At 70.1% G+C, this 24,380-nt stretch carries 24 protein-coding genes; 17 read left to right on the top strand and 7 right to left on the bottom strand.

Translation table 11 applies throughout. From position 1 onward, the window contains the following. Window position 1 precedes the first annotated feature (1 nt). From AB1K56_RS13250 to AB1K56_RS13230, 5 genes are all read left to right on the top strand, one after another. Window positions 2-751 (top strand): 3-hydroxybutyrate dehydrogenase, encoded by a 750-nt coding sequence (locus AB1K56_RS13250; RefSeq protein ID WP_371206034.1) that lies wholly within the window; start codon window positions 2-4, stop codon window positions 749-751. 205 nt (window positions 752-956) lie between these two features. Further along, window positions 957-2,588 (top strand): ABC transporter substrate-binding protein, encoded by a 1,632-nt coding sequence (locus AB1K56_RS13245; protein ID WP_371206033.1) that lies wholly within the window; start codon window positions 957-959, stop codon window positions 2,586-2,588. A gap of 74 nt (window positions 2,589-2,662) precedes the next feature. After that, entirely contained in the window at window positions 2,663-3,736 is a 1,074-nt protein-coding gene (locus AB1K56_RS13240; protein WP_264629535.1) for an ABC transporter permease, read from the top strand. 1 nt (window position 3,737) lies between these two features. Then, window positions 3,738-4,793, top strand: coding sequence for an ABC transporter permease (locus AB1K56_RS13235; protein WP_371206032.1), 1,056 nt, complete (start codon window positions 3,738-3,740; stop codon window positions 4,791-4,793). Next, window positions 4,790-6,481, top strand: coding sequence for a dipeptide ABC transporter ATP-binding protein (locus tag AB1K56_RS13230; protein WP_371206031.1), 1,692 nt, complete (start codon window positions 4,790-4,792; stop codon window positions 6,479-6,481). Before AB1K56_RS13235 ends, AB1K56_RS13230 begins: the two co-directional genes overlap by 4 nt. A 29-nt stretch (window positions 6,482-6,510) precedes the next feature. Here the strand turns inward: AB1K56_RS13230 and AB1K56_RS13225 are convergent, their stop codons facing one another. The 5 genes from AB1K56_RS13225 to AB1K56_RS13205 form a co-directional block, all read right to left on the bottom strand. After that, the gene (locus tag AB1K56_RS13225; RefSeq protein WP_371206030.1) at window positions 6,511-7,635 is read right to left on the bottom strand and encodes a hypothetical protein; all 1,125 of its coding nucleotides are present in this window, start codon (window positions 7,633-7,635) and stop codon (window positions 6,511-6,513) included. 77 nt (window positions 7,636-7,712) lie between these two features. After that, complete coding sequence (locus tag AB1K56_RS13220; protein ID WP_371206029.1) at window positions 7,713-8,390, bottom strand: hypothetical protein; 678 nt, start codon at window positions 8,388-8,390, stop codon at window positions 7,713-7,715. Continuing rightward, the gene (locus tag AB1K56_RS13215; RefSeq protein ID WP_371206028.1) at window positions 8,374-8,565 is read right to left on the bottom strand and encodes a hypothetical protein; all 192 of its coding nucleotides are present in this window, start codon (window positions 8,563-8,565) and stop codon (window positions 8,374-8,376) included. Before AB1K56_RS13215 ends, AB1K56_RS13220 begins: the two co-directional genes overlap by 17 nt. Continuing rightward, on the bottom strand, window positions 8,565-8,855 hold the full coding sequence (locus tag AB1K56_RS13210; RefSeq protein ID WP_371206027.1) for a WXG100 family type VII secretion target: 291 nt from the start codon (window positions 8,853-8,855) through the stop codon (window positions 8,565-8,567). The genes AB1K56_RS13215 and AB1K56_RS13210 overlap by 1 nt, the downstream gene beginning before the upstream one ends. Window positions 8,856-8,971: 116 nt before the next feature. Beyond that, a complete protein-coding gene (locus tag AB1K56_RS13205) occupies window positions 8,972-10,126 on the bottom strand; it encodes a hypothetical protein (protein WP_371206026.1) in 1,155 nt (384 codons plus the stop codon). A gap of 189 nt (window positions 10,127-10,315) precedes the next feature. On the opposite strand from AB1K56_RS13205, the gene rpsF reads away from it, so the two are divergent. From rpsF to AB1K56_RS13155, 10 genes are all read left to right on the top strand, one after another. Further along, window positions 10,316-10,708, top strand: coding sequence for a 30S ribosomal protein S6 (gene rpsF / locus AB1K56_RS13200; RefSeq protein WP_371206025.1), 393 nt, complete (start codon window positions 10,316-10,318; stop codon window positions 10,706-10,708). A 5-nt stretch (window positions 10,709-10,713) separates the two neighbouring features. Next, a complete protein-coding gene (locus tag AB1K56_RS13195) occupies window positions 10,714-11,232 on the top strand; it encodes a single-stranded DNA-binding protein (RefSeq protein WP_076673071.1) in 519 nt (172 codons plus the stop codon). A gap of 104 nt (window positions 11,233-11,336) precedes the next feature. Then, window positions 11,337-11,591 (top strand): 30S ribosomal protein S18, encoded by a 255-nt coding sequence (gene rpsR / locus AB1K56_RS13190; protein ID WP_013584646.1) that lies wholly within the window; start codon window positions 11,337-11,339, stop codon window positions 11,589-11,591. Between the two features lie 10 nt (window positions 11,592-11,601). Further along, a complete protein-coding gene (gene rplI / locus AB1K56_RS13185) occupies window positions 11,602-12,054 on the top strand; it encodes a 50S ribosomal protein L9 (RefSeq protein WP_136586419.1) in 453 nt (150 codons plus the stop codon). A gap of 221 nt (window positions 12,055-12,275) precedes the next feature. Next, complete coding sequence (locus tag AB1K56_RS13180) at window positions 12,276-13,655, top strand: adenosylhomocysteinase (RefSeq protein ID WP_371206024.1); 1,380 nt, start codon at window positions 12,276-12,278, stop codon at window positions 13,653-13,655. Next, window positions 13,652-14,941 (top strand): amidohydrolase family protein, encoded by a 1,290-nt coding sequence (locus AB1K56_RS13175; protein WP_371206023.1) that lies wholly within the window; start codon window positions 13,652-13,654, stop codon window positions 14,939-14,941. Before AB1K56_RS13180 ends, AB1K56_RS13175 begins: the two co-directional genes overlap by 4 nt. Then, window positions 14,938-15,381 (top strand): cupin domain-containing protein, encoded by a 444-nt coding sequence (locus AB1K56_RS13170; protein ID WP_371206022.1) that lies wholly within the window; start codon window positions 14,938-14,940, stop codon window positions 15,379-15,381. Before AB1K56_RS13175 ends, AB1K56_RS13170 begins: the two co-directional genes overlap by 4 nt. Before the next feature lie 193 nt (window positions 15,382-15,574). After that, window positions 15,575-16,441 (top strand): ABC transporter substrate-binding protein, encoded by an 867-nt coding sequence (locus AB1K56_RS13165; RefSeq protein WP_371206021.1) that lies wholly within the window; start codon window positions 15,575-15,577, stop codon window positions 16,439-16,441. Between the two features lie 5 nt (window positions 16,442-16,446). Continuing rightward, the gene (locus tag AB1K56_RS13160) at window positions 16,447-17,313 is read left to right on the top strand and encodes an amino acid ABC transporter permease (RefSeq protein WP_264629527.1); all 867 of its coding nucleotides are present in this window, start codon (window positions 16,447-16,449) and stop codon (window positions 17,311-17,313) included. Next, a complete protein-coding gene (locus AB1K56_RS13155) occupies window positions 17,310-18,053 on the top strand; it encodes an amino acid ABC transporter ATP-binding protein (RefSeq protein ID WP_264629526.1) in 744 nt (247 codons plus the stop codon). Before AB1K56_RS13160 ends, AB1K56_RS13155 begins: the two co-directional genes overlap by 4 nt. Before the next feature lie 179 nt (window positions 18,054-18,232). Here AB1K56_RS13155 and AB1K56_RS13150 read toward each other — a convergent pair whose 3' ends face one another. Together AB1K56_RS13150 and AB1K56_RS13145 are read right to left on the bottom strand one after the other, a co-directional pair. Continuing rightward, a complete protein-coding gene (locus tag AB1K56_RS13150; RefSeq protein ID WP_371206020.1) occupies window positions 18,233-19,957 on the bottom strand; it encodes a chaplin family protein in 1,725 nt (574 codons plus the stop codon). A 78-nt stretch (window positions 19,958-20,035) separates the two neighbouring features. After that, window positions 20,036-21,124 carry a hypothetical protein gene (locus AB1K56_RS13145; RefSeq protein WP_371206019.1) on the bottom strand — a complete coding sequence of 363 codons (1,089 nt, stop codon included), beginning with the start codon at window positions 21,122-21,124 and terminating at the stop codon, window positions 20,036-20,038. A 663-nt stretch (window positions 21,125-21,787) separates the two neighbouring features. On the opposite strand from AB1K56_RS13145, the gene dnaB reads away from it, so the two are divergent. Both dnaB and AB1K56_RS13135 read left to right on the top strand, forming a co-directional pair. Further along, window positions 21,788-23,083 carry a replicative DNA helicase gene (gene dnaB / locus AB1K56_RS13140; protein ID WP_315994599.1) on the top strand — a complete coding sequence of 432 codons (1,296 nt, stop codon included), beginning with the start codon at window positions 21,788-21,790 and terminating at the stop codon, window positions 23,081-23,083. Window positions 23,084-23,325: 242 nt separating this feature from the next. Next, window positions 23,326-24,378, top strand: a complete 1,053-nt coding sequence (locus tag AB1K56_RS13135; protein WP_371206018.1) for a nucleotidyltransferase — start codon at window positions 23,326-23,328, stop codon at window positions 24,376-24,378. The last annotated feature ends 2 nt before the right edge of the window (window positions 24,379-24,380 follow it).

Raw genomic sequence — 24,380 nt, 5'->3', positions numbered from 1 at the left:
CATGAGCATCGACCTCAGCGGACGCCGCGCCCTCGTCACCGGCGGTGCCAGCGGCATCGGTGCGGCGATCGCGCGGGCGTTCGCCGAGGCCGGCGCCACGGTGACGGTCGCCGATCTGAACGCCGAGGGTGCACAGGCGCTCGCCGACGAGATCGGCGGCCGCGCGTGGGCGGTCGACCTGTCCGACACCGCCGCCCTCGCCGACCTGAGCCTCGACGTCGACATCCTCGTCAACAACGCCGGCATCCAGCACGTCAGCCCGATCGAGGACTTCGCCCCCGAGCGCTTCTCGTTCATGCTGCGCCTGATGCTCGAAGCGCCGTTCCTCCTCATCCGCGCGGCCCTCCCCGGCATGTACGAGCGAGGGTTCGGGCGGGTGCTCAACGTGTCGAGCGTGCACGGTATACGCGCATCGGCATACAAGGCCGCCTACGTCACGGCGAAGCACGGGCTGGAGGGGCTGTCCAAGACGACGGCCCTCGAGGGGGGACCGCGCGGGGTCACCAGCGTCTGCATCGACCCCGGATACGTGCGCTCGCCGCTCGTGGAGAAGCAGCTCGCCGATCAGGCGCGGGCGCACGGCATCCCGGAGTCCGAGGTGCTCGAGACGGTGCTGCTGCAGGATGCCGCGATCAAGAGGCTCGTCGAGCCGAGCGAGGTCGCCTCCCTCGCCCTCTGGCTTGCGGGTCCGGATGCCGCGATGGTCACGGGCACCAGTTACGTCATGGACGGCGGCTGGTCGGCGCACTGACCGCGACGGCTCGGTGTCGGGAGCGCTCCCCCGCGGAGATCTTCGGGGCAGTGTGAGACCGCGCCGGAAGAAATCCGACTTCTGCCGCGAGTTTCGGTAACGTTAAAAAACCTCGGAGCAGTTGGTGACAGGCCCGCCGAGGACAAAGATGTCCGAAGGATGGCGGCATTTGTCGCGATCGACACTTCACAGCAGAGGTAACGCAATGACACTGCACACCAGTGGTCGAGGCCGTCTCGGTCTCGCCCTCGGCGCTCTCGGCGCCTCGGCACTCGTCCTGGCCGGCTGCTCCGCCGGCGGCGGAGACACCGGCTCCGAGGGCGGCTCGACCGACCCGCTCGTGGTCGGCACGACCGACAAGATCAGCTCGATCGACCCGGCCGGCTCGTACGACAACGGCTCGTTCGCCGTGATGAACCAGGTCTACCCCTTCCTCCTGAACAGCCAGTACGGCACCTCGGACGTCACGCCCGACATCGCCGAGTCGGCCGAGTTCACCTCGCCGACCGAGTACACCGTGAAGCTGAAGTCGGGCCTGAAGTTCGCCAACGGCCACGACCTGACCTCGTCGGACGTGAAGTTCTCGTTCGACCGCCAGGTGACCATCGCCGACCCCAACGGCCCGTCCTCGCTGCTCGGCAACCTCGACAGCGTCGCCACGCCCGACGACACCACCGTCGTGTTCACCCTGAAGAACGGCAACGACCAGATCTGGCCCCAGATCCTGTCGAGCCCCGCGGCTCCCATCGTCGACGAAGAGGTCTTCTCGGCCGACGCGGTCACCCCCGACGACACCATCGTCGAGGCCAAGCCCTTCGCCGGTCAGTACACGATCGAGTCGTACAAGCAGAACGAGCTCATCTCGTACGCGCCCTACGCCGACTACCAGGGCTCGCTGCCGAAGCCCGCGAACGGCGGGATCTCGGCGAAGTACTACGCCGACGCCTCGAACCTGAAGCTCGACGTGCAGTCCGGCGCGATCGACGTGGCCTTCCGCAGCCTGAGCGCGACCGACATCGCCGACCTGTCGTCGAACGACGCGGTCAAGATCGTCGACGGCCCCGGCGGCGAGATCCGCTACATCGTGTTCAACTTCGACACGATGCCCTACGGCGCGACGACGCCCGAGGCCGACGCGGCCAAGTCGCTCGCGGTGCGCCAGGCGGCGGCCGACCTGATCGACCGTCAGTCGATCGCGACCGACGTGTACAAGGACACCTACTCGCCGCTCTACTCCTACGTGCCGCAGGGTGTCGCGGGCGCCAACGAAGCCCTCAAGGGCCTGTACGGCGACGGCAGCGGAGCGCCCGACGCCGCGAAGGCGAAGGCGACGCTCGAGGCTGCCGGTGTCTCGACGCCCGTCACGCTGAACCTGCAATACAATGGCGACCACTACGGCCCCTCGTCGGGTGACGAGTACGCCGCCGTGAAGGCGCAGCTCGAGGAGGACGGTCTGTTCACCGTCAACCTCGCGCAGACCGAGTGGGTGCAGTACTCCAAGGACCGTACGGCCGACGTCTACCCCGCATACCAGCTCGGCTGGTTCCCGGACTACTCGGATGCCGACAACTACCTGACCCCGTTCTTCTCGGCGGACAACTTCCTCGGCAACCACTACGACAACGCCGAGGTGCAGAAGCTTCTCGTCGAAGAGGCGACGCAGACCGACAAGTCCACGCGCGAGCAGCAGCTCGGCGAGATCCAGGACAAGGTGGCCGCCGACCTGTCGACGCTGCCCCTGCTCCAGGGCAAGCAGGTCGCGGTCGTGGGCTCGAGCGTGGAGGGCGCCGTCCTCGACGGATCCTTCAAGTTCCGCTACGCCCCGCTGCACAAGTAATCGATCGGCGGGTGCCCGGTCCCTCCGTGGATGGACCGGGTACCCGCCGCTTTCCGTTCCCCAGTTAGGTCCTCATGGCCACCGCCGTCGACGCCCCCGTCATCGCCGCGCCCGCCGCCCCGAAAGGCGGCGGCCTCTGGCGCTACATCCTCGTCCGACTCCTCCTGATCATCCCCACGGTCTTCATCCTCGTGACCGTCGTGTTCCTGCTCATGCGGGTCACCGGCGACCCGATCACGGCCGCTCTCGGCGGGCGCCTCCCTCCCGAGCAACTCGCGGAGCGCATCGCCGCCGCCGGGTACGACCGCCCCCTCTACCAGCAGTACTTCGAGTACATCTGGGGGGTGCTGCGGGGCGACTTCGGCACCACCATCACCGACAACCGCCCGGTCATCGGCATCCTCCTGCAGTACGGGTCGGCCACGCTCGAGCTGGCGATCTACGCCCTCGTCGTGGCGCTGCTGATCGGCATCCCGTTCGGTCTCATCGCCGCGTACCGCCGCGATCGCTGGCAGGATGCGACGCTGCGCATCGGCGCGATCCTCGGCTACGCGACCCCCATCTTCTTCGTCGGCCTGCTGCTCAAGCTCGTGTTCGCGGTGTGGCTGAGCGTGCTGCCGGTCGCCGGGCGAGCGAACACCCGCACCGAGCTGAAGCTGGCGACACTGGATTCCCCGAGCGGCATCTACCTGCTCGACGCGATCCGCCTCGGCGACGGTGCCGCGGTGGGCGACGTGCTGATCCACGCGATCCTGCCCGGTGTGGCCCTCGGCATCCTGACCGCGGGAATCTTCCTGCGGCTCGTGCGCACCAACGTCATCGGCACGCTGGGGTCGCAGTACGTCACCTCGGCGCGCTCGCGCGGCGTGGGGGAGTACCGCCTGGTCACCAAGCACGCCTACCGGCCCGCGCTCATCCCGATCATCACAGTCATCGGCCTGCAGATCGCCCTGCTGCTGTCGGGCGCGGTGCTGACCGAGACGACGTTCGAGTGGAAGGGACTGGGCTTCATGCTCAGCGAATACCTCAAGGCCCGCGACTTCGTCGCCGTGCAGGGCATCGTCGTGATGATCGCGGTGCTGGTCGCCTTCACGAACTTCCTCGTCGACGTCATCGCGGCGATCATCGACCCGCGAGTGAGGTACTGACATGTCGGATGCCACGACGCCCACCGCCCTGACCGAGCGCAAGGTCCCGCTGCGCGATCGCCTGCCGGTCGTCTCGCACCTGCGCCGCAGCGTCGGCCTGCAGCGCGGGATGCTCGTGCTGGGCCTGGTCATCACGACGGTGTTCGTGATCATCGCGGTCTTCGCCCCGCTGCTCGCGCCCTACGGCTTCGCGCAGCAGGAGGCCGACGGGGTGAAGTTCGGGACGCAGCAGGCGCCCGACGCCCTGAACCTGCTCGGCACGACCGTCGGCGGGTACGACGTGCTCTCGCGCGTGATCTGGGGAGCGCAGACGGCGCTGCTGGTGATCGTGTGCGCGATCGCGTTCTCGATCTTCCTCGGCATCTTCCTCGGTCTGGTCGGCGGCTACTTCGGCGGCTGGCTCGACCGCATCCTCGTGGTGCTGTGCGACGCGATCTACGCCTTCCCCTCGCTGCTGCTCGCGATCGTCATGTCGATCGCGATCACGCGGGGGCAGTCGACCCTGTGGGGCGGCATCCTCGCCACCGCGATCTCGATCACCGTGGTGTTCGTGCCGCAGTACTTCCGCGTCATCCGCGCCGAGGTGGTGCGCGTCAAGGCCGAGCCGTTCGTCGAGTCCGCCCGCGTGATCGGCGTGCCGACCGGGCGCATCCTGCTGCGCCACGTGCTGCGCAACTCGACGCGCTCGCTGCCCGTCGTGGTGACGCTCAACGCCTCCGAGGCGCTGCTGACCCTCGCGGGGCTCGGCTTCCTCGGCTTCGGCATCGAGGCCACCGCCGCGGCCGAGTGGGGTTACGACCTCAACCGCTCGGTCAGCGACGTCACGAGCGGCATCTGGTGGACGGCCATCCCGCCCGGGATCGCGATCGTCCTCGCCGTGCTGGGCATCACGCTCGTCGGCGAGAGCCTGAACGACCTCAGCGACCCGCGCCTGCGCACGCGCCGCCGCGCCGGGCGCGCCCCCGCTCCGATCACGGCCGTCGACCCCTCCGCGGCTCCCGCCGACGCGTCGACCACCGCGACCCCGGGCCACACGACCGACGGGACCCCCTCATGACCGGCACCGCGGCATCCGTCGCCCGTATCGACGACCTGCGCGTCACCTTCGCCACCGACGGCGCCCCCGTCGCCGCCATCAACGGCATCTCGCTCGACGCGCGCGCCGGAGAGGTGCTCGCGATCGTCGGCGAATCGGGCTCGGGCAAGACCGTCACCGCGAACACGCTGCTGGGGCTGCTCCCCGAGACCGCGACCCTGTCGGGCGCCGTGATCGTGCGCGGCCGCGACGGCGGCGAGACCGACATCGTGCACGCCACCGGCGCGCAGTTGCGCGAGATGCGCGGCCGTGACGCGGCGATGGTGTTCCAGGAGCCGTCGACCGCGCTGAACCCCGTCTACACCGTGGGGTGGCAGATCGCCGAGGGCCTGCGCGCGCACGAGAAGCTCTCGAAGGCCGAGGCGAAGGCCAAGGCGGTCGACATCCTGCGCCGGGTCGGCATACCCGACCCCGAGAAGCGCGTCGACGACTACCCGCACCAGTTCTCCGGCGGTCAGAAGCAGCGCGTCGTGATCGCGATGGCCCTGGTGCTGGATGCCGGCCTGATCATCGCCGACGAGCCCACCACCGCTCTCGACGTGACCGTGCAGGCCGAGATCCTCGACCTGCTGCGCACGTGCCGCGACGAGTTCGGGGCGACGATCGTGCTCATCACCCACAACATGGGCGTCGTCGCCGACCTCGCCGACCGCGTCATCGTGATGTACCGCGGCGACATCGTCGAGCAGGCCCCGGTGCGCGAGCTGTTCGCCGCACCGCAGCAGGACTACACCCGCGAGCTGCTCGCCGCCGTGCCGCACGTCGGCCGCGGCAAGAGCGCGCGGCAGTCGCTCGACACCCTCGCACCGACCTCTCCGCCCGAGGGCAGTCTCGTCGTGGCCGAGAAGGTCGAGATCGGCTATCCCGGGCGCTTCGGCTCCGCGGGGGTCGTCGCCGTGAAGGGTGTGGACTTCTGGATCGGCCCCGGCGAAGTGCTGGGCCTGGTGGGGGAGTCGGGGTCGGGCAAGACCACGATCGGTCGCGCCATGGTCGGCCTGACCTCGGTGGTGGGCGGATCGCTGAAGGTGCTCGGCACCGAGATGCGCGGCGCCAAGCCCCGCCACCTGGCCCGGACGCGCCCCGACATCGGGTTCGTCTTCCAGGACCCGGCGACGAGCTTCAACCCGCTGCTGACGATCGCGGAGTGCATCGCCGAGCCCCTCATCGTGCACAAGCGCGCCTCTGGAGCCCGCGCGGCGCGGCAGCGGGTGAACGAGCTGCTCGACGCGGTGCAGCTGCCGCAGACGTTCGGAGACCGCTACCCGCACGAGCTGTCGGGCGGTCAGCGTCAGCGGGCGTCGCTCGCGCGCGCCCTCGCGCTGGACCCGAAGCTGCTCATCGCCGACGAGCCGACCTCGGCGCTCGACGTGTCGGTGCAGGCGCGCGTGCTGCAGCTGTTCGCGCAGCTGCAGGCCGAGTTCGGCTTCGCCTGCCTGTTCATCAGCCACGACCTCGCCGTCGTCGACGAGGTCGCCGACCGCGTCGTGGTGCTGCGTCAGGGGGTTATCCGGGAGCAGGGGACGACGGTGCAGGTGCTCACAGAGCCGCGCGACGACTACACCCGGCGGCTGCTCGCGTCGCTGCCCGTGCCCGACCCGGTCGAGCAGGAGGCGCGCCGCGAGCTCTGGCGCACCACGCGCGGGGCCTGAGGCGCGACCGGGCGCGGGGTCGCCGTGCGTCAGCGCACGAAGATGTCGGTCACGACCGTCAGCAGCCACCACCCGATCGCGAGGACGGCGACCACGCCGCCGACCCACGAGAACCCGCGGCGCAGGCGTCGTCCCTCGCGCGCGACCCCGACCGGCGGGGGAGTGAGCAGGGCCGACGCCTCTCCGGGGATCCCGGATGCCGCCGCCCCCGCCGTGGGCGCCGCCGACGGCGTCTCGGCGGCCAGGCGTTCGTCGCGCCAGCGCGCCCACTGGGCGAGCTTGTCGTCGATCGCCGCCACCGTGGCGAACAGCCACCGCCACGTCGCCGGATCGAGGGTCGACAGGTCGCGACGCGCGTAGAGGAAGAGCCAGTCATCAATGATCTCGACGTCGAGGGCGGCGGCGTTGTCGATGAAGCGCGCCATGACGTCGGGCGTGAACAGGTACAGCGCGTCGCGTTCATAGCCCTCGGGGCAGTACAGGGCGAAGTGCCGGTCGAAGTCGCCCTCGAGGCTCAAGCGCTGGCCGCGCCCGAAGGTGACCGGCAGATTCGACGCGCCGAACAGACCGTTGTTGCCGACGGCATCCAGAACCATGTGGGGGAGCGGAGTGTCGAGGCGGACGGCGACGTAGCCCCAACGGTGCGTCTGCTTGCTCTTGCCCGATCCGGTCTCGTACCGGTAGTTGCCCACCTCGACGAACCGGGGGTTCTGCGCCCGCACGAGGTCGCGTGACTCGCGGTCGTGGCCGAGGTCGAAGATCATGCCCGGAAGGGCGGGGTCGTCGATTCCCGGATGCCAGGTCATCCCGTTCGCGCGCGCGAAGCGGTCGAGGCGGTAACGGCGCTCGGCCGCGCCCCCGAACGCCCGCACGATGGCGCCGACGATGAACGAGGCGACGATGAGGAAGAAGACGACGAACAGCAGCGGGAGCGGTCCCGAACTCCCTCTCGAGAACATCGAGGAGGCGACGGTGGCGAAGACGGGCACCGCGATGAACAGGAACGCCGCGCCGACGAGGGCGAAGACGATGATCGGCACGAGGGTGCCGCCGAGCTTGCCCTCTCGCCGCAACTGCGCAGAGAAGGCCTGTGCCGCCTTGCGGTCCACCGGCGCGGTCAGCGGTGTCGGATCGAACGTCGTGGCGTCTGTCATGTCGCACCCCCGAGTCAGACCCTAACGCGGGGCCGGGAATTCCTCGGGGGAGCGAGCGGCCGTTCAGACCGTTGCGCTCACGACGCGGGCGTCGGGAGGCTCGTCACCGCGACATCGACTTTGGTGTCCTCGGTCGGCGACACCGTCGCCGTCTGCGTGCCGGCATCCGGATCGGAGAGGAGGTTCGCGTCGACGTCGGGCGTGACCTCATACACCGCCGGATAGGCCCACTGGAAAAGCCGCGGAGGATCGGAGACCGTCACCGTCGCCCCCGGCACGCTGTAGCCGATCACCTCGGCGTCGATGGCGCTCGCGGACGCCTGAACGAAAAGGCGGCCCGCGACCGACTCGGTCAAAGACCAGTCGCCCTTCTCTTGATCCCACCTCACGGCCAGCGACGATGACACGCGCTGCCCGGCGAGCTCGTAGGTGAACGTCACTCGGCGCGCATCGTCGTTCGAGCCGTCCGTGCGCGCGTCGGCGTCCACCTCGACATCGGTGATCCGCTCGACCGCACCCTGGAGGACGGCATCCGTGCGCAGGGCTTCCGCGTCCGCGTCGGCGTCACTGGCCACCGACGCGGGGTCCATCGACGTTGCGGTCGCAGCGTCGCCTTCGGCGATCGCGTCGAGATAGGTCCGTACGACGGCGGTCGGATCGGGCTGCGCGGAGGGCGCGCTGCAGCCGGAGAGTCCCATGAAGACCGATCCCGTCGCGACGAGAGCGAGGGCCTTCTTCTTACTGAACAATTGCAAAGCTGGGTGCCTTCCATTCGGGCATCGCAGTGATGAGATCGTCGAGCTTGTTGGCACTGCCCTGACTCGCTGCCAGGAAGAGCTGCAGCGCCGAGATGCCCGCTGCGATCACGCCTGCCGCGGACATCACCAGCGACAGCGCGCCGCCGACGTTCGAGGGGTCGTGCGTCGGCATCATGCCCACCTCTGCTCGATCGCAGCCTGGGCGGCGGCGTAGCGCTCGGACGACGCGTGGCCCGCGCGTGACGCGTCGGCGAAGATGCCGCGTAGGGCTCGGAGGCTCGTCGCCCACTGGTCGTGCGCCCGGCTGTACGCCTCGCGCGCGTCGCCGCTCCATGCCGAACGCAGCTTGTCGGCTTCTGCGTCGAGTCGGTCCAACTCGGCTGAGATGCTGTCGGCGGCGACGCCGAGGCGGTCTGCGGCAGCGGAGATCTGCCCGGGATCGAAAGAGATACGAGCACCCACCGAAGGAAAGCTACCGACGCTCCATGGACGAGGCCAGGGGTTGCCAAGACTCTCATCCGGCCCTCATCTTCGTTCGTCCTCGGCACGTGTGTCACCGAGCCGCAGGTACCGACCCCTCACGCGGCGAGGAGGACCAGCAGCGGGACCACGGTGACGACGAGACCTCCGAGACCCAGGATGCCGAGCACGATCGCCACGACGATCCACGGGTTCGCGCGGCGCAGACGCCGCCCCGGTGGGGCGACGCCGCCCTGCGGACGGGCGGGGAATCCGCCCGGCGGGGGAGCCGCGACGTCGACGGCGGGCAGCGCGTGACGCCGATCCTCGAAGGGGGGCGGAGCCACTGGCATCCGATCGTCTCGCCAGCGCGCCCACCCGTCGAGTTTGTCGAGCAGCGCGGAGATCACGGAGAACACCCACGCCCATCGGGCCGGGTCCGTCGTCGACAACTCCTCGCGGGAGTACAGGAGCAGCCAGTCGTCGACGATCTCGACATCGAGGACGGATGCGTTGTCGATGAAGCGTGCCATGACGTCGGGGGTGAACAAGTAGAGCGCATCGCGTTCGTAGCCCCGCGGGCAGAACAGTCGGAAGTGCTGATCGAAGTCGCCCTCGAGGCTCAGTCGCTGTCCGCGGGCGAGTGAGACGGGCAGATTCGACCCGAAGACGCCGTCGTTGGCGGTGGCGTCCAAGACGATGTGCGGCAGAGGGACGTCGAGCCGGATGGCGATGTAGCCCCACCGCACGGTCTGCGAATTCTTGCCGTTGCTGACCACGTAGGAGTAGTCGCCCACTTCGACGAAGCGCGGCTCGCGCCCGCGGAGGATGTCCGATGCGACGCGCCCGGAGCCGATCGAGAAGAGCGAGCCCGGAAGATCGGGCTCCCGCACCGCCGGAACGTACTCCATGCCCACGTCGCGACCGAACCCGGCCAGACGCCACCGCTTCTCTTCGCTCCGGTGATGCCCGCGGATGCCGAAGAGCAGAGCGACGACCAGGCCGACCAGTCCGATGACGAGGGGGAACGCGAAGATCAGGCCGACCACCAGGGCGCCTTCGCGCAGCACCGTCGACAGCACGATCAGCGTCACCACGAGCGCGATGCCGATGCCGCCGATGAGGACGAAGGCGAGCACCCAGCCGAGGATCGCCGCGGCCGAGCCGCCCGGCAGCCGCCCTTCGTCGCGCAGTCGCTTCGAGAACGCCTTTGCCGCCGCGCGGTCGGGCGCGGCCAGCAGCGCTCGCGCGTCGAACGGTCGGATCCCCGTCATCCCGGCCCCCTGCCGTCGTCGGTGCTCCCCAGGCTATCGATCCGGATTCCCCGGGGGAGGCGGCATCCGTTAGACTACGAAGGTTGTCCGGCTACGCCCATGCGCGTGTGAGTCCGCGACGACGTGCAACACACCCTCCTGCTGCCGGGAAATGCCCGTCAGCCGTTCTAGTCCGAAGGAGGTGGGTTAGTGACGCACCAGTACGAACTCATGGTCATCTTCGATCCCGAGGTCGACGAGCGCCAGGTCGCTCCGAAGCTCGACGGATTCCTCAAGGTCATCACGGCCGATGGAGGAACCATCGACAAGATCGACATCTGGGGCCGCCGTCGTCTCGCCTACGAGATCCGCAAGAAGAACGAGGGCATCTACGCCGTCGTCAACTTCGTCGCGACCAGCGAGGCCACGACCGAGCTCGACCGTCAGCTGAAGCTGAACGAGCAGATCATGCGCACCAAGGTCCTGCGCGCCGAAGAAGCGATCGCTCAGGTCGCCGCCGAGGCCAAGCGCTCCGAGGAGAAGGCCGCCCGCAAGGCCGCCGCTCCCCGCAAGGTCGAGTCCGCCGAGAAGGCTGCGAAGTAACGACGATGGCCGGCGAAACCGTCATCACCGTCGTGGGTAACCTCACGGCCGACCCCGAGCTGCGCTACACGCAGAACGGGCTCCCGGTCGCGAACTTCACCATCGCGTCGACCCCCCGCACGTTCGACCGTCAGGCGAACGAGTGGAAGGACGGCGAGGCGCTCTTCCTGCGCGCCTCGGTGTGGCGCGAATTCGCCGAGCACGTCGCCGGTTCGCTGACCAAGGGAAGCCGTGTCATCGCGACCGGTCGTCTGAAGCAGCGTTCCTACCAGGACCGCGAGGGCAACAACCGCACCTCCATCGAACTCGAAGTCGATGAGATCGGACCCTCGCTCCGCTACGCGACCGCTCAGGTCACCCGTGCCGCCGGCGGCGGCGGGGGTGGCGGAGGCGGCCAGCGCGCGCAGGTGCAGCAGTCGAACGACGAGCCGTGGTCGACCCCCGGTTCGAACAACGGCGGCGGCAACAGCGGCGCTGACGCGTGGAGCACTCCCGGTTCCTACGGCGACGACACCCCGTTCTGATCTTCGCCGCGCTCTCTCGAGCACGACGACCCCCTGAAATTCCGGATGCCGCATCCCGGTCCGCGTGACCGCCTCGGCATCCGAACCACACGAAAGAAGGAAGCATGGCTGGAAAGGCCACTGGCGACCGCCGCAAGCCGCGGAAGGGCGCGAAGAACGCAGCCCCCGCGAAGGCGATCCGCGTCGGCGTCATCGACTACAAGGACGTCGCAACCCTCCGCAAGTTCATCTCGGAGCGCGGCAAGATCCGCGCCCGTCGTATCACCGGTGTCTCCGTGCAGGAGCAGCGCCTGATCGCCCGCGCCATCAAGAACGCGCGCGAGATGGCTCTCCTGCCCTACGCCGGCGCCGGCCGCTAAGGAGCACCCGATGGCAAAGCTGATTCTCACGAATGAGGTCACCGGGCTCGGTAGCGCCGGTGATGTTGTCGAGGTCAAGAACGGGTACGCCCGTAACTACCTCATCCCGCAGGGCTTCGCCGTGGCCTGGAGCCGCGGTGGCGAGAAGCAGGTCGCTTCGATCCGCGCCGCCCGCGAGACCCGCGCGATCCACGACCACGAAGAGGCCGTGTCGCTGAAGAACTCGCTCGAGTCGAACACCGTCAAGCTGGCCGTCAAGGCCGGCAACGAGGGTCGCCTCTTCGGTTCGGTCAAGCCCGCCGACGTCGCCGACGCCGTCAAGGCTGCCGGCCTGGGCGAGCTCGACAAGCGCAAGATCCAGATCACCTCCTCGATCAAGTCGGTCGGCGAGCACGAGGCGACCGTTCGCCTGCGTGACGACGTCACCGCCGTGATCACCCTCCAGGTGGTCGCCGCGAAGTAATTCGCGACGCACGAATAGGCCCCGCTCCTGCTTCGGCAGGGCGGGGCCTTTTCGTTCTCGTCTCCGGGGGGTCGGGGCGGATTCTCGCGGTCGGGGCGCGAATCGTTCGCCCCAGAGGGCGACATGCGCACCCGAACCGGGCCGCGGGGGCGTTGAGCCTCACGGCGCCGGAGGGCCCCCGCCGCACGCTCGCCCGCACCCGCGACCCTAGGCTGAACCCCGTGACCGACCCTCGCGCACCCGAGCGCATCGTCCGGCGCTTCGCGCGCGCGTCCAACCTCATGCTCGCCGGCCGCCCCTTCGCCGTGCGGGGCGCCGAGGCGTCGGGCCTGCACGATTTGCTCGTGCGGCTGGGCGGCATCCCGAGTCCCGAACCGACTCCCGGGCGGGTGGAGTTCGATCTGGATGCCGACACGGTGCACCTCGATGGTGCGCCGCTGCCCGAGCGCGGCGATGCCGCCGGCCGCATCTCCTTCGCTCGCGCGCACATGCCCGTCTCGGCCGCGATGGCCGAACGCCTCGACTTGACCGGACTGCGCGTGGGGGTGGCGATGGTGCTCGAGCCCAAGACCGCGGTGCTGTCGCTGCTGCTGCGCGAGCGGGGGGCCGAGGTGTCTGTGTACGCGCATCCCGACGAGACCGATCCGGCGGTGGCCGACGCGCTGCGGGCGCAGGGTTTCGCGGTCACGGCCGATCCGGCGCTGAGCGGCGCGGAGGAGCTCGCCGCCGCCCGTGCCTTCCTGCGCGCGGGTCTCGACGTGCTGCTCGACGACGGCGCGCACCTCATCCGCCTCGCCCACGACGACGATCCGTCCCTCGTCGCGGACTGGATCGGCGCGTGCGAAGAGACGACGAGCGGGCTCACCCCGCTGCGGCGGATGCAGAGTGCCGGCATCCTGCGCACCGCGGTGATGGCGGTCAACGACGCCCGCACGAAGACGATGTTCGACAACCGCTACGGCACCGGCCAGTCGTGCGTGTTCGCGATCGCCGACCTGCTCGAGGAGCGGGGGATCGCGCTCACCGATCAGCCCGCGCTCGTCCTGGGGTACGGTCCCGTCGGACGCGGCGTCGCGGCGCACCTGCGCGCGCTCGGCGCCGCGGTGCGCGTCGCCGAGACCGACCCGGTGCGGGCGCTCGAGGCGCGGCACGACGGCTTCCCCACGGGACCGGCGCACGAGCTCGCCGCCGGGGCGCTCGTCGTCTCGGCGACCGGCGTACCCGGCACCGTGACCGCGGACCTCTCCGCGGTCGCACGGGTCGTCGCCGTAGCCGGGGGCGTGCCCGGCGAGGTCGCGGCCGACGGCGTCGACGCCGGCGCCGAAGTGCTCGGCGGGGGAGGAGCCGTGAACATCACCGCGGCCGAGGGCAACCCGATCGAGATCATGGACCTGTCGTTCGCCGTGCAGCTCGCCGCCCTCGGCGAGCTGTTGCGCCGTCGCCCGGCGCCCGGGGTGCACGCCGTGGGTCCCGAGGTCGACGACCTCGTCGCGCGCGAGGCGCTCCGCGTGCGCGGCGCCGAGATCGACCCGCCACGAGCCCTCGACCCCGAGGGTCTCGACGACTGGCGCTCTCCGCGCTACGCCGGGGGTGCGCGATGAGGGTGTACTCGGCATCCCTCGTCCTTCCGATCACGGCGCCGCCCATTCCGGGCGGGGCGATCGCGGTGGCGGGAGGACGCATCCGGCACGTCGGCGATCGCGAGTGGGTCGTGCACGAGCTGCGGGCGCGGGGAGTCGCCTTCGACGAGGTGCACTGGCCGGGCGTGCTCGCCCCGGGCCTGGTCAACGCGCACTCGCACCTGCAGTACACGGGCATGGCCGAGGTGGGTCGCGGGTCGTACGCGGGCTTCGACGACTGGGACGACGCGTTCACCCCGGTGTACCGCGCGGGTCACGATTGGGCTCAGGATGCCGCCGCGGGCGCGCGCGAGATGATCGCGGCGGGAACGACCGCCGTCGCCGACATCGTCACCGACGTCGAAGCCGCCTCGGCGCTGCACGACGCTCGCCTGCACGGCATCACCTACTGGGAGGTGATGAGCTGGACCAACGCCGCGTGGGCCGAACGCGGGCGCGCCGAGGTGGAGGCCCGGCTCGACGCGCTGCCGTCTCCGCCCGGCACCGGGCTGTCTCCGCACGCGCCGTACTCGCTCGACGTCGAGCCGCTGCTCGAGATCCCCGACATCGTTCGCGAGCGGGGCAGTCGCCTGCACCTGCACCTCGGTGAGGCGGCGTTCGAGCGCGAGCACGGCGAGGCGGTGCCGTGGCAGAAGCAGCGTCCCGCGAGCTTCCGCGCCCTGCGCGACGAGGGGTTCGGCACCGGGGCGACCGAGTTCGTCGACGAGCTCGGCGTGCTCGGCCCCGACTGCCACATCGCGCACGGCGTCTACATGACGGCGCGCGACCGGGCGATCCTGCGCGCCCGCGGCACGACCGTGGCCCTGTGCCCGCGCTCGAACGCCGTGATCGGACTCGACGAGCCGCCGGTGGCGGCCTACCTCGTCGAGGGCAATGCGCTCGCCGTGGGCACCGACTCCTTGGCATCCAGTCCCTCCCTCGATCTGCTCGCCGACGTCGCCGAACTGCACCGGCTCGCGCGGGCCCAGGGCTACGTCAATCGCGACCTGCCCGAGCTGCTGCTTCGCGCGGCGACCCTCAGCGGGGCGCACGCGATGGGCCTCGACACCGGCCCCGCCCGCACGGGCTACCTGGCGGTGGGCGCCGTGGCGGATCTGGCGTTCTTCGACATCCCGGTGTCGGAGGTGGATGCCACGATCGAACACCTCGTGGTGGCCGGGGCGGGAAGCGCAGCTGCGACGTTCATCGACGGCGAGGCGCGCTCCGCCTCGCCCGCCTTCACCCGTGAGACAGGAGTGCGCGCATGACCGATCCAGCCGACACCGACCGCCCGCAGACCGCCCGGCTGCTCGACCTCGAACCGCACCCCGAGGGCGGGTGGTTCCGCCGCAGGTGGACGGGGTCGTACGCCGTCGACACTCCCGCGGGTCAGCGTCCCGCGGCCACCTGCATCCACTACCTGCTGCGGCCCGACGAGCGCAGCGCGTGGCACGTCGTCACGAGCGACGAGGTGTGGCTGTGGCACGGTCCCGGCGCGCTCGAGCTGTCGCTCGGCGGAGCGGGCGCCGAGCCGGGCGAGGCGCAGACGGTCACGCTCGGCCCCGATCTGGAGGCGGGACACGTGCTGCAGCACACCGTTCCGGCGGGCGTGTGGCAGGCGGCCCGGCCTGCGGGCGACGCCGAGGTCGTGGTGAGCTGCCTCGTGTCGCCGGGGTTCAGCTTCGACGACTGGCGCCTGGCCGAGTAGGGGGCGCATCGGCAGGATGCCGTGACCCGCGCCCGACGCCACGCACCCTGCGCGACAGGTCACAGCCCCACCGTCCCTGCGGTGCCCCGTGTCGCCAGGTTTCGCCCGCGACCTTCCCCGAAACACACCGCCGGTACGCTGTGCACATCACAGCACTCCGGGGATGACCCCGATACGTCCACGAGGAGACATCGTGACCGCTTTCGCACGCCTGCGCCGCGCCGCCGCCCTGACCGCTCTGGCCGCCGCCACGGTCGCGTCGCTGACCGCCTGCGCCTTCGCCCCGACCGGTTCCGACGCCGGTGCGGCTCCCGCCTCCGAGGGCGCCCTGCAGACCGTCACGGCCGGCAAGCTCACCATCGCCACGGGCGAGCCCGCCTTCTCGCCGTGGGTCGAGAACGACGACCCCGGCTCGGGCAAGGGCTTCGAGGCCGCGGTCGCGGCCGCCGTCGCGACCGAGCTCGGCTTCTCGAAGGAGAACGTCGTGTGGGTGCGCAGCACCTTCGACAGCGCGATCGCGCCCGGCGCCAAGGACTGGGACCTCAACCTGCAGCAGTTCTCGATCACCGAGGAGCGCAAGCAGGCCGTCGACTTCTCGTCGCCGTACTACACGACCACGCAGGCCGTCGTCTCGACCGGCTCGTCGCCCGCCGCGTCGGCGACCACCGTGGCCGAGCTGAAGAACCTGCCCGTCGGCGTCATGAGCGCGACCACCAGCTACCAGGTCGCCGCCGATCAGCTCGGCACCGGCAACCTCAGCGTCTACAACTCCAATGACGATGCCGTCGCCGCCCTGCAGTCCGGCCAGGTCGACGCGATCGTGGTCGACCTGCCCACCGCGTTCTACCTCGCCGGTGCCGTGCTCGACGACGGCAAGGTCGTCGGTCAGCTGCCCGACTCCTCGGCCGGCGGTGACGAGCTCGCGTTCGTGCTGCCCAAGGGCTCGCCGCTCACCGCGCCCGTCTCCGACGCGGTCGACGCCCTGCGCGCCGACGGCACGCTCGACGAGCTGCAGCAGACCTGGCTCGGGGGCACCGACGCGGCTCCCGTGCTGAAGTAAGCCCCGTGGCATCCGCCCCCTCCGAGGCCGTGTGGCGGCCGAGCGAGCTCGAGCTCGGTCGGCGCGCCACACGGCGTCGGCAGTCGACGAAGTCAGTGCTGATCGCGCTGGTCAGCTCGGTCGTCTTCGTCGTCGTCGTCGGCTGGGCGATCTTGTCGAGCCCGGGGTGGGAAGACGTGCGCCGCGCGTTCTTCGACCCCGAGATCGCGCTGGCGAGCTTCCCGTCGATCCTCGCGGGGCTGTGGGTCAACATCCAGGTGCTGTTCGTCGCGGCGATCGCCGTCGCGATCCTCGGGACGACTCTCGCGGTGCTGCGCTCGCTGCGGGGGCCGGTGTTCTTCCCCCTGCGCGCGCTCGCGACGATCTACACCGACCTGTTCCGCGGCATCCCGCTGCTGATCGTGCTGTACCTGGTGGGCTTCGGGCTTCCCGCGCTCGGCGTCTTCGGGCGCGTGCCGGTGGTGCTGTGGGGCACGATCGCGATCGTGCTGACGTACTCGGCGTACATCGCCGAGGTGCTGCGCGCGGGCATGGAGGCCGTGCACCCCTCGCAGCGCGTCGCGGCCCGCTCGCTCGGCCTGAGTCACGCGCAGACGCTGCGGATCGTCGTGATCCCGCAGGGCGTGCGCAAGGTCGTGCCGGCGCTCATGAACGACTTCGTGTCGCTGCAGAAAGACGTGGGGCTCATCTCGGTGCTCGGAGCGGTGGATGCCGTCCGCGCGGCCCAGATCGCCTCGGCCCAGGCGTACAACTTCACGCCGTACATCGTCGCGGCGCTGCTGTTCGTGGCGATGGCGCTGCCGATGATCCGCCTCACCGACTACGTCTCGGCGCGATTGGCGAAGCGCGAGCAGATGGGCGGAACCGTATGACCGTGCTCGACGTCCGCAGCGTCCGCAAGGCGTTCGGCGACCACGTGGTGCTCGACGGCATCGACCTGGAGCTCGCCCAGCACGAGGTGGTCGTGCTCATCGGCGCCTCGGGGTCGGGGAAGTCGACGCTGCTGCGCACCATCAACCTCATCGAGCGCGTCGACGACGGGCAGATCCTGCTCAACGGCGACGACCTCACCGACCCGACCATCGACCCCGACGCCGCTCGCGCGCGCATCGGCGTCGTGTTCCAGCACTTCAACCTCTTTCCGCACCTGCGCGTGATCGACAACGTCACGCTGGCCGCACGCAAAGTGCACGGGATGCCGAAGGCCGAGGCCTACGCTCGCGGAACCGAACTGCTCGAACAGCTGGGTCTGGGCGCCAAGGCCCGCGAGTTCCCCGACCGCCTCTCGGGCGGGCAGCAGCAGCGCGTCGCGATCGTGCGCGCGGTCATGACCAACCCCGAGCTCCTTCTGCTCGACGAGATCACCTCGGCCCTCGACCCGCAGCTGGTCGGCGAGGTGCTCGACCTCGTGCGGGTGCTGCGCGACCGCGGCTCGACCATGCTCATGGCCACGCACGAGATGTCGTTCGCGCGCGAGGTGGCCGACCGCATCGTGTTCATGCAGGGCGGCCGCATCGTCGAGCAGGGCACGCCCGCGCAGATCTTCGACGACCCGCAGCGCCCCGAGACGATCGCGTTCCTCGAGCGCGAGCGTCGCGGCGGCGCGCTGTAGCCCGACACCCCCGCGCCGGGGCCCTGTAGCCCGGCACTCCCGCGGCGGAGGGCCCTGAGCCTGTCGAAGGGGCCAGGGCGCCCGGTCGCGCCCCGTCGCGGGCGCGCCACGACACCGGACGCCGCGACAGCACGTCGGCATCCGGTGTCGTTCCGCTGAGGGTCAGCGCCCTCCGTGGCTCACGAGAGCGAGCGGCGGCGGCGCAGCAGCACGCCTCCCATCAGCAGCGCGAGCAGGCCGGCGACACCGAGTCCGAGGGCCGTGGAGCCGTCGGTTCCGGTGACCGCGAGCGTCTTCGCCGCGCTCGTCGAGAGCGGCGTCACGGTGCTCGCCGAGGCGACCGAGCCGACGACGGGAGTGCCGCCGGTGGTGGTGTGACCGCCGGGGGTGCCGGGGGTGCCGGGGGTGCCGGGGGTGCCGGGCGTTCCGGGGGTTCCGGGAGTGCCCGGGGTGCCGGGGGTGCCGGGGGTTCCCGGGGTGCCGGGCGTGCCGGGCGTGCCAGGCGTTCCGGGGGTGCCGGGCGTCCCCGGGGTGCCGGGGGTTCCGGGGGTACCGGGCGTTCCCGGGGTGCCGGGCGTACCGGGGGTTCCCGGCGTGCCGGGCGTGCCGCCGGTGTGCGAGCCCTCGGTGGTGCTGTCACCGATGATCGAGACCGCGTTGCCGCCGATCGTGACGGGCAGCTGGATCGGGATGATCAGCTGGTTTCCACCGCCGATGCTGCCGGTGCCGTCGGTGATGATGCCCCCAATGACACCATCACCACCACCGTTCGAGCCGCCGGTGGTCGTCGCACCCGTCGAGGTGCTGTCGCCGATGACCGAGACGGCGTTTCCGCCGATGGTGACGGGTACGGCGATGGGGATGATGGCCTGGTTGCCGCCGAGGAGGCTGTCGGTGCCGTCGGTGTCGACGTCGCCGGTGGAGCCGGTGCCGGTGCCGGTGGTGCCGCCGGTGGTGGTGGCGTCCTCGGTGTGGCTGTCGCCGATCACGGAGATGGCGTTGCCGCCGATGGTGATGGGCGCCTCGATGGGGATGATGGCCTGGTTGCCGTCGAGGAGGCTGTCGGTGCCGTCGGTTTCGACGTCGCCGGTGGAGCCGGTGCCGGTGCCGGTGGTGCCGCCGGTGGTGGTGGCATCCTCGCTGTGGCTGTCGCCGACGCCCGAGACGGCATTTCCGCCGATGGTGACGGGTACGTCGATCGGGATGATGGCCTGGTTGCCGCCGAGGAGGCTGTCGGTGCCGTCGGTCTTGACGTCGCCGGTGGAGCCGGTGCCGGTGGTGCCGCCGGTGGTGGTGGCGTCTTCGGTGTGGCTGTCGCCGATCACGGAGACGGCGTTGCCGCCGATGGTGACGGGAACCTCGACCGGCGCGACGACCTGGTTGCCACCCGCGACGCTGTCGGTGCCGTCGGTGGTCGTGGAGTCCGCCGGCGCGGGCACCTCGTCGGTGTAGACCGGCATGACGTGCAGCGGGGGCTGCTCGGGAGCCGTCTCCGGCTCGGGAGCGGGCTCCGGGGCCGGAACGGGGGCCGAGGTGTCGGCATCCTCGCTGTGGCTGTCGCCGATCACCGAGACGGCGTTTCCGCCGACGGCGACGGGCACGTCGATCGAGATGATCCCCTGGTTGCCCGAGGCCACTCCGTCGCTGCCGTCGGTGGTGGTCACCGGGGCGGCATCCGGTGCGGGGGCCGAGGTGTCGGCATCCTCGCTGTGGCTGTCGCCGATGAGCGACACGGCGTTGCCGCCGACGGTCACGGGCAGGTCGACCGAGATGCCGGCCTGGTCTCCCGAGAGCAGACCGTCTGCTCCCGAGGTCTCCGCGGCATTGGCGATGCCGCATCCGAGGACGGCCAAGCCGCCCCCGACGAGCGCGCCCAGCAGGGCACGCGAGTAGAACTTGCGCATGAGTGTTTCTCCTGTGTGTGAATGAGGGTGCGCGAACGCGCGGGGTCGTGTGCCGTGCGGGGCACGGCGCGACCGTCCTCAGTCAGGAGAGACGTCGGTGGCGAAGACGGGGCTCCCCGGCAGATCGTCGTCGACGTCGTGGCGGAGAGCGAGAAGTAGCAGGCCGGCGCCGAAGGCGGCGTCGGCGGGCGTTGCGACGGGGGAGGAGCCGGCGGAGGAGCTTCCGGATGCCGTCGACGAGGCCGGGACGCCCGACACGCTCTGCGCGGCGAGAGGCGCGGGAGCGTCGGCGGGAGCCGCGGGCGATGCCGGGGCGGCGGCGACCTGCGCCGCGGGTGCGGAGTGCGCGGCGGCGGTGAAGAACACGGCGGTCGCGCGGGCCTGCGCGGTGAGCGCATCGGTGGGGGCGGCCGGGGAAGCCGTCGACGGTGCGCTCACCGCCGGCGGGGGCGTGGTGTCGGTCGCGAGGGTCGCGGCCGGGGCCGTGACGATTCCGCCGAGGTCGACCGGCTCGATGGGCATCGGGGTGGTCGGGACGACGGGGGTGATCGGGGTGACGGGGTCGACCGAGGGCAGCTCGCCGACGATCACCGGAACCGTGCCGTCGACGGTGTCGCCCACGTCGGTGACGACGTCGCCGAGGCCCGTGTCGCCGACGATGGGTCCGACCACGGGCAGCGTCTCGACGGTGTCGACGATGGGTTCGACGATCGTGCCGACCACGCCGGAGTCGACGACGTCGGACACTCCCTGCGTCGCGTCGTCGACGACGGTGTCGACCGTGTCGAGCGCTCCGCCGGTCACGTCGCCCGCCGTGTCGGTGACGGTGTCGGTCACCGTGTCGGCGATCTCGGTCACCGGGGCCGCGACGGGCTCGGGCAGCGCTTCTGAGACGGTGTCGGTGACGGATGCCGCGGTGTCGGCCACGTGATCGGCGACGGGTTCGACGGCGTCGGTGATCGGGCGGGCGACGTCGGCGACCGTGTCGGTCGCGTCGTCGACGGTCGAGGCGATCCCGCCGAGCAGACCCGATCCTCCGCCGTCGTCGGCCGAGGCCGACGTCACCGACAGGACGAGGGAGAGGAGCGCGAGGGCGAATGCCGCGCAGGCGCCGGCGACGAGCAGTCGCAGCACGTGCGACACCCTTCGCCCCGCCATGGCATCCATCGATGCACCCCCAAAAGAATCGTCGGCGATTCTGCGCGGGCCACGGTACGCCTGCATCCGCGGGATCGAAAGGGTGTGGGTGAAATCCCAGTAGTCGACGGGTGACGGTCAGGTGACCGCCGACACGCCGGATGGGAAAAAAGATTTGACAGCGGGGGTCTCGGATCGGTAGGGGTTCGGCGAGTTATCCCCCGGGTTGTACACATGTGGACGCCCTAGCGCACAACCTTCAAGCCGAAGTTCACGCAGGTTTTACGCAGGAAAGCTGTGGAGAGATTTTTACCCGGTCAAGCAGGGTTTCGACGGCCAAATTCCTATCCATCCACCGAGTTCTCCACAGTAGTTGTGCACAGACGTGGCGGCGTTTCCCGCAAACTGTCCACAGAGTTATCCACAGGTCTGTTTGCATGTGGAGACCGTGGTATCTAGCGTGGGTGCAGCCCCTCGGGCATCCCCTTCACCACCGACGCGCGTCGATGTCGGATGTCGGTGATTCCATGCTGGCGAGGTCGTCCCACCCGCAGCGTTTCCGATCTCCTCACGCGCGCGCGTGAGGTGGAGACGGGGCGTCCGAGCACTGAAGGAGAGCACGTGGCCATCGCTGACATCGCCGAAGACCGTCTCGGAAAAGCACCCCGCCCCGAGCGCACGCCGCCGCACGACATGCTGGCCGAGCAGAGTGCGCTGGGCGGCATGCTGCTGTCGAAAGACGCCGTCGCCGATGTGATCGAGACCCTGCGCGGTCCCGACTTCTATGTGCCGAAGCACGAGCTGATCTTCGAGGCCATCCTCACGCTCTACTCGCACGGCGAGCCGACCGACGTCGTCGCCGTGACCGACGAGCTCATCAAGACCGGTGAGCTGCAGCGCGCCGGGGGAGCGGACTACCTTCACACGCTCACCTCGATCGTGCCGACGGCCGCCAACGCCGGCTACTACGCGTCGATCGTGTCGGAGCGCGCCATGCTGCGCCGCCTCGTCGAGGCCGGCACGCGCATCGTGCAGATGGGCTACGCCGGCGAGGGCGACCCGGTCGAGCTCGTGAACAGCGCGCAGGCCGAGATCTACAACGTCTCGGGCGACGACAGTGCCGAGGACTACATCCCCTTGACGGTGGCGGTGGATGCCGCGGTCGACGAGATCGAGGCCGCTCGCGGTCGTGACGGGTCGATGACGGGCATCCCCACCGGCTTCGCCGGTCTCGACCAGCTCACCAACGGCCTGCACCCGGGCCAGATGATCGTTCTCGCCGCGCGTCCCGCCATGGGTAAGTCGACGCTCGCGCTCGACTTCGCCCGCGCCGCCGCGATCAAGTCGAACGCGCCGTGCATCTTCTTCTCGCTCGAGATGGGGCGCAGCGAGATCGCCATGCGCCTGCTCAGCGCCGAGGGCGCCATCCCCCTGCAGAGCATGCGCAAGGGAACCCTCGACTCCCGTGACTGGACCACCGTCGCCGCGACCCGCGGTCGCATCAACGACGCTCCTCTCTACATCGACGACAGCCCCAACATGACGCTCGTCGAGATCCGCGCGAAGTGCCGTCGCCTGAAGCAGCGCGAGGGTCTGAAGATGGTCGTCATCGACTACCTGCAGCTGCTCACGAGCGGTAAGCGCGTCGAATCGCGTCAGCAGGAGGTCAGCGAGTTCTCACGTGCGCTGAAGCTGATGGCGAAGGAGCTGCAGGTTCCCGTCATCGCCCTGTCGCAGCTGAACCGTGGTGCCGAGCAGCGTGCCGACAAGAAGCCGGCCCTGTCCGACCTCCGTGAGTCGGGCTCGATCGAGCAGGATGCCGACATGGTCGTGCTCCTGCACCGTGAGGCCGCGTACGAGAAGGACTCCCCGCGCGCGGGCGAGGCGGATCTGATCGTGGCGAAGCACCGTAACGGGCCGACGGACACGATCACGGTGGCATTTCAGGGGCATTATTCGCGGTTCGCGGATATGGCGCCGGGGATGTAGTCGGGCTTGTAGGTTCTCGGCGATGATGGCGGATTCTCAACTGAAGTGGCGGGTATATGGCGGTTCCGCCATCTTCCTGAGAACGCGGCGTGGCGCGGTGGCTGCCGTCGTAGGCGCTCGCTTCGTCGCCGTTCGCCAGCTGTCGGGGGTCGCCGTTACTGTCAGAGGTCGGCGAAAGGTCCGAGGACGGGCTAGCAACCACCAACGTGTCGAGTGCTTGAGCGATGTAGAGGATGCGATCCATGGAGTTCCTGGGGGATCAGTTCGAAGACGCCGTGTCGAACGTGTCAATCAGCGGCGAGAAGCGGCAGCGCGCGATTGCGGCTCACACCGAAGTCAGAGAGCTGCTGGAGACGGACTCCGGTCTCAAGGAGTGGGGGATCGACACGATCCTGATCGGGTCGTATGCACGCGAGACCGGTCGCTACCCGGGGAAGGATGTCGACGTCTTCCTCCGCTTCAAGGCACTGTCGACGTCGTCCAGTCCGACGACGATCTATGACCGGGTTGCGAAGGTCTTGATCGCCCACTATGGGCTGGTTGAGCAGGGTGGCCGTGTGACTCTGCAGGCGCGGAGCGTGAAGATCGACTTCGCGGCGCCGGGGGCGCAAGCCGACTTGGCGTTTAGCGTTGATGCTGTTCCCGCCGTCCCGTGGGGGGAGCATTGGGGGATCCCGAATCGGGACCGCGATTCCTGGTCGGAGCCGTCGACGCGATGGATCAAGACGAGTCCCGTGTTGTTCGCGGCGGAGACGGATTCGCTTTCGACGAGCGCGTCGAGTCCGACGGTTGGATCTCGGAACGCGTACAAGCCGGTGGTCCGGCTGCTGCGGCAGGTGCGCCACACGCACCTGGCTGACGCAAAGCCGGGCGGCTTGTATGTCGAGATCGCCGCGTACTACGCGTGGAAGGCCGGTCGCGTGGTCGGCGATTCGTGGGCCGAGTTGCTCGCTGGCTCGCTCCGCGAGGTCGCCGCTGAGTTCGAACGAGCGGCAAGGGCGGGGTTGCCCGATCCCATTCTGCAGACGCCGCTCCGTCCCGCCCTCTCCGAGGCACAGTGGCAGATCGCTTCGGAACGATTCGGCCTGTTGGCGTCCCGGGCCGAGCAAGCGCTCCGTGCAGACGCGTGTGCCGCGGCGGCGATCTGGCGAGAGATCCTGGGTTCGAATGACCGCGGCCAGGTGCTCCCCCTTCCGCCCGGGTGCGGAGCGGATGGGCGCCCGATCCTTGGCGTTGCGGCGGTGAGCGCGACGGGACCGGCGCGGGCACGGGGCTTCGCGCGATCGAACGGGTGATG

Origin of the sequence: Microbacterium sp. BWR-S6Y (genome assembly GCF_041379845.1) — a bacterium.
Lineage (GTDB): Bacteria > Actinomycetota > Actinomycetes > Actinomycetales > Microbacteriaceae > Microbacterium > Microbacterium hydrothermale.
The sequence above is the reverse complement of the archived record's forward strand: the minus strand, read 5'-3'. Positions and strand labels throughout refer to the sequence as shown.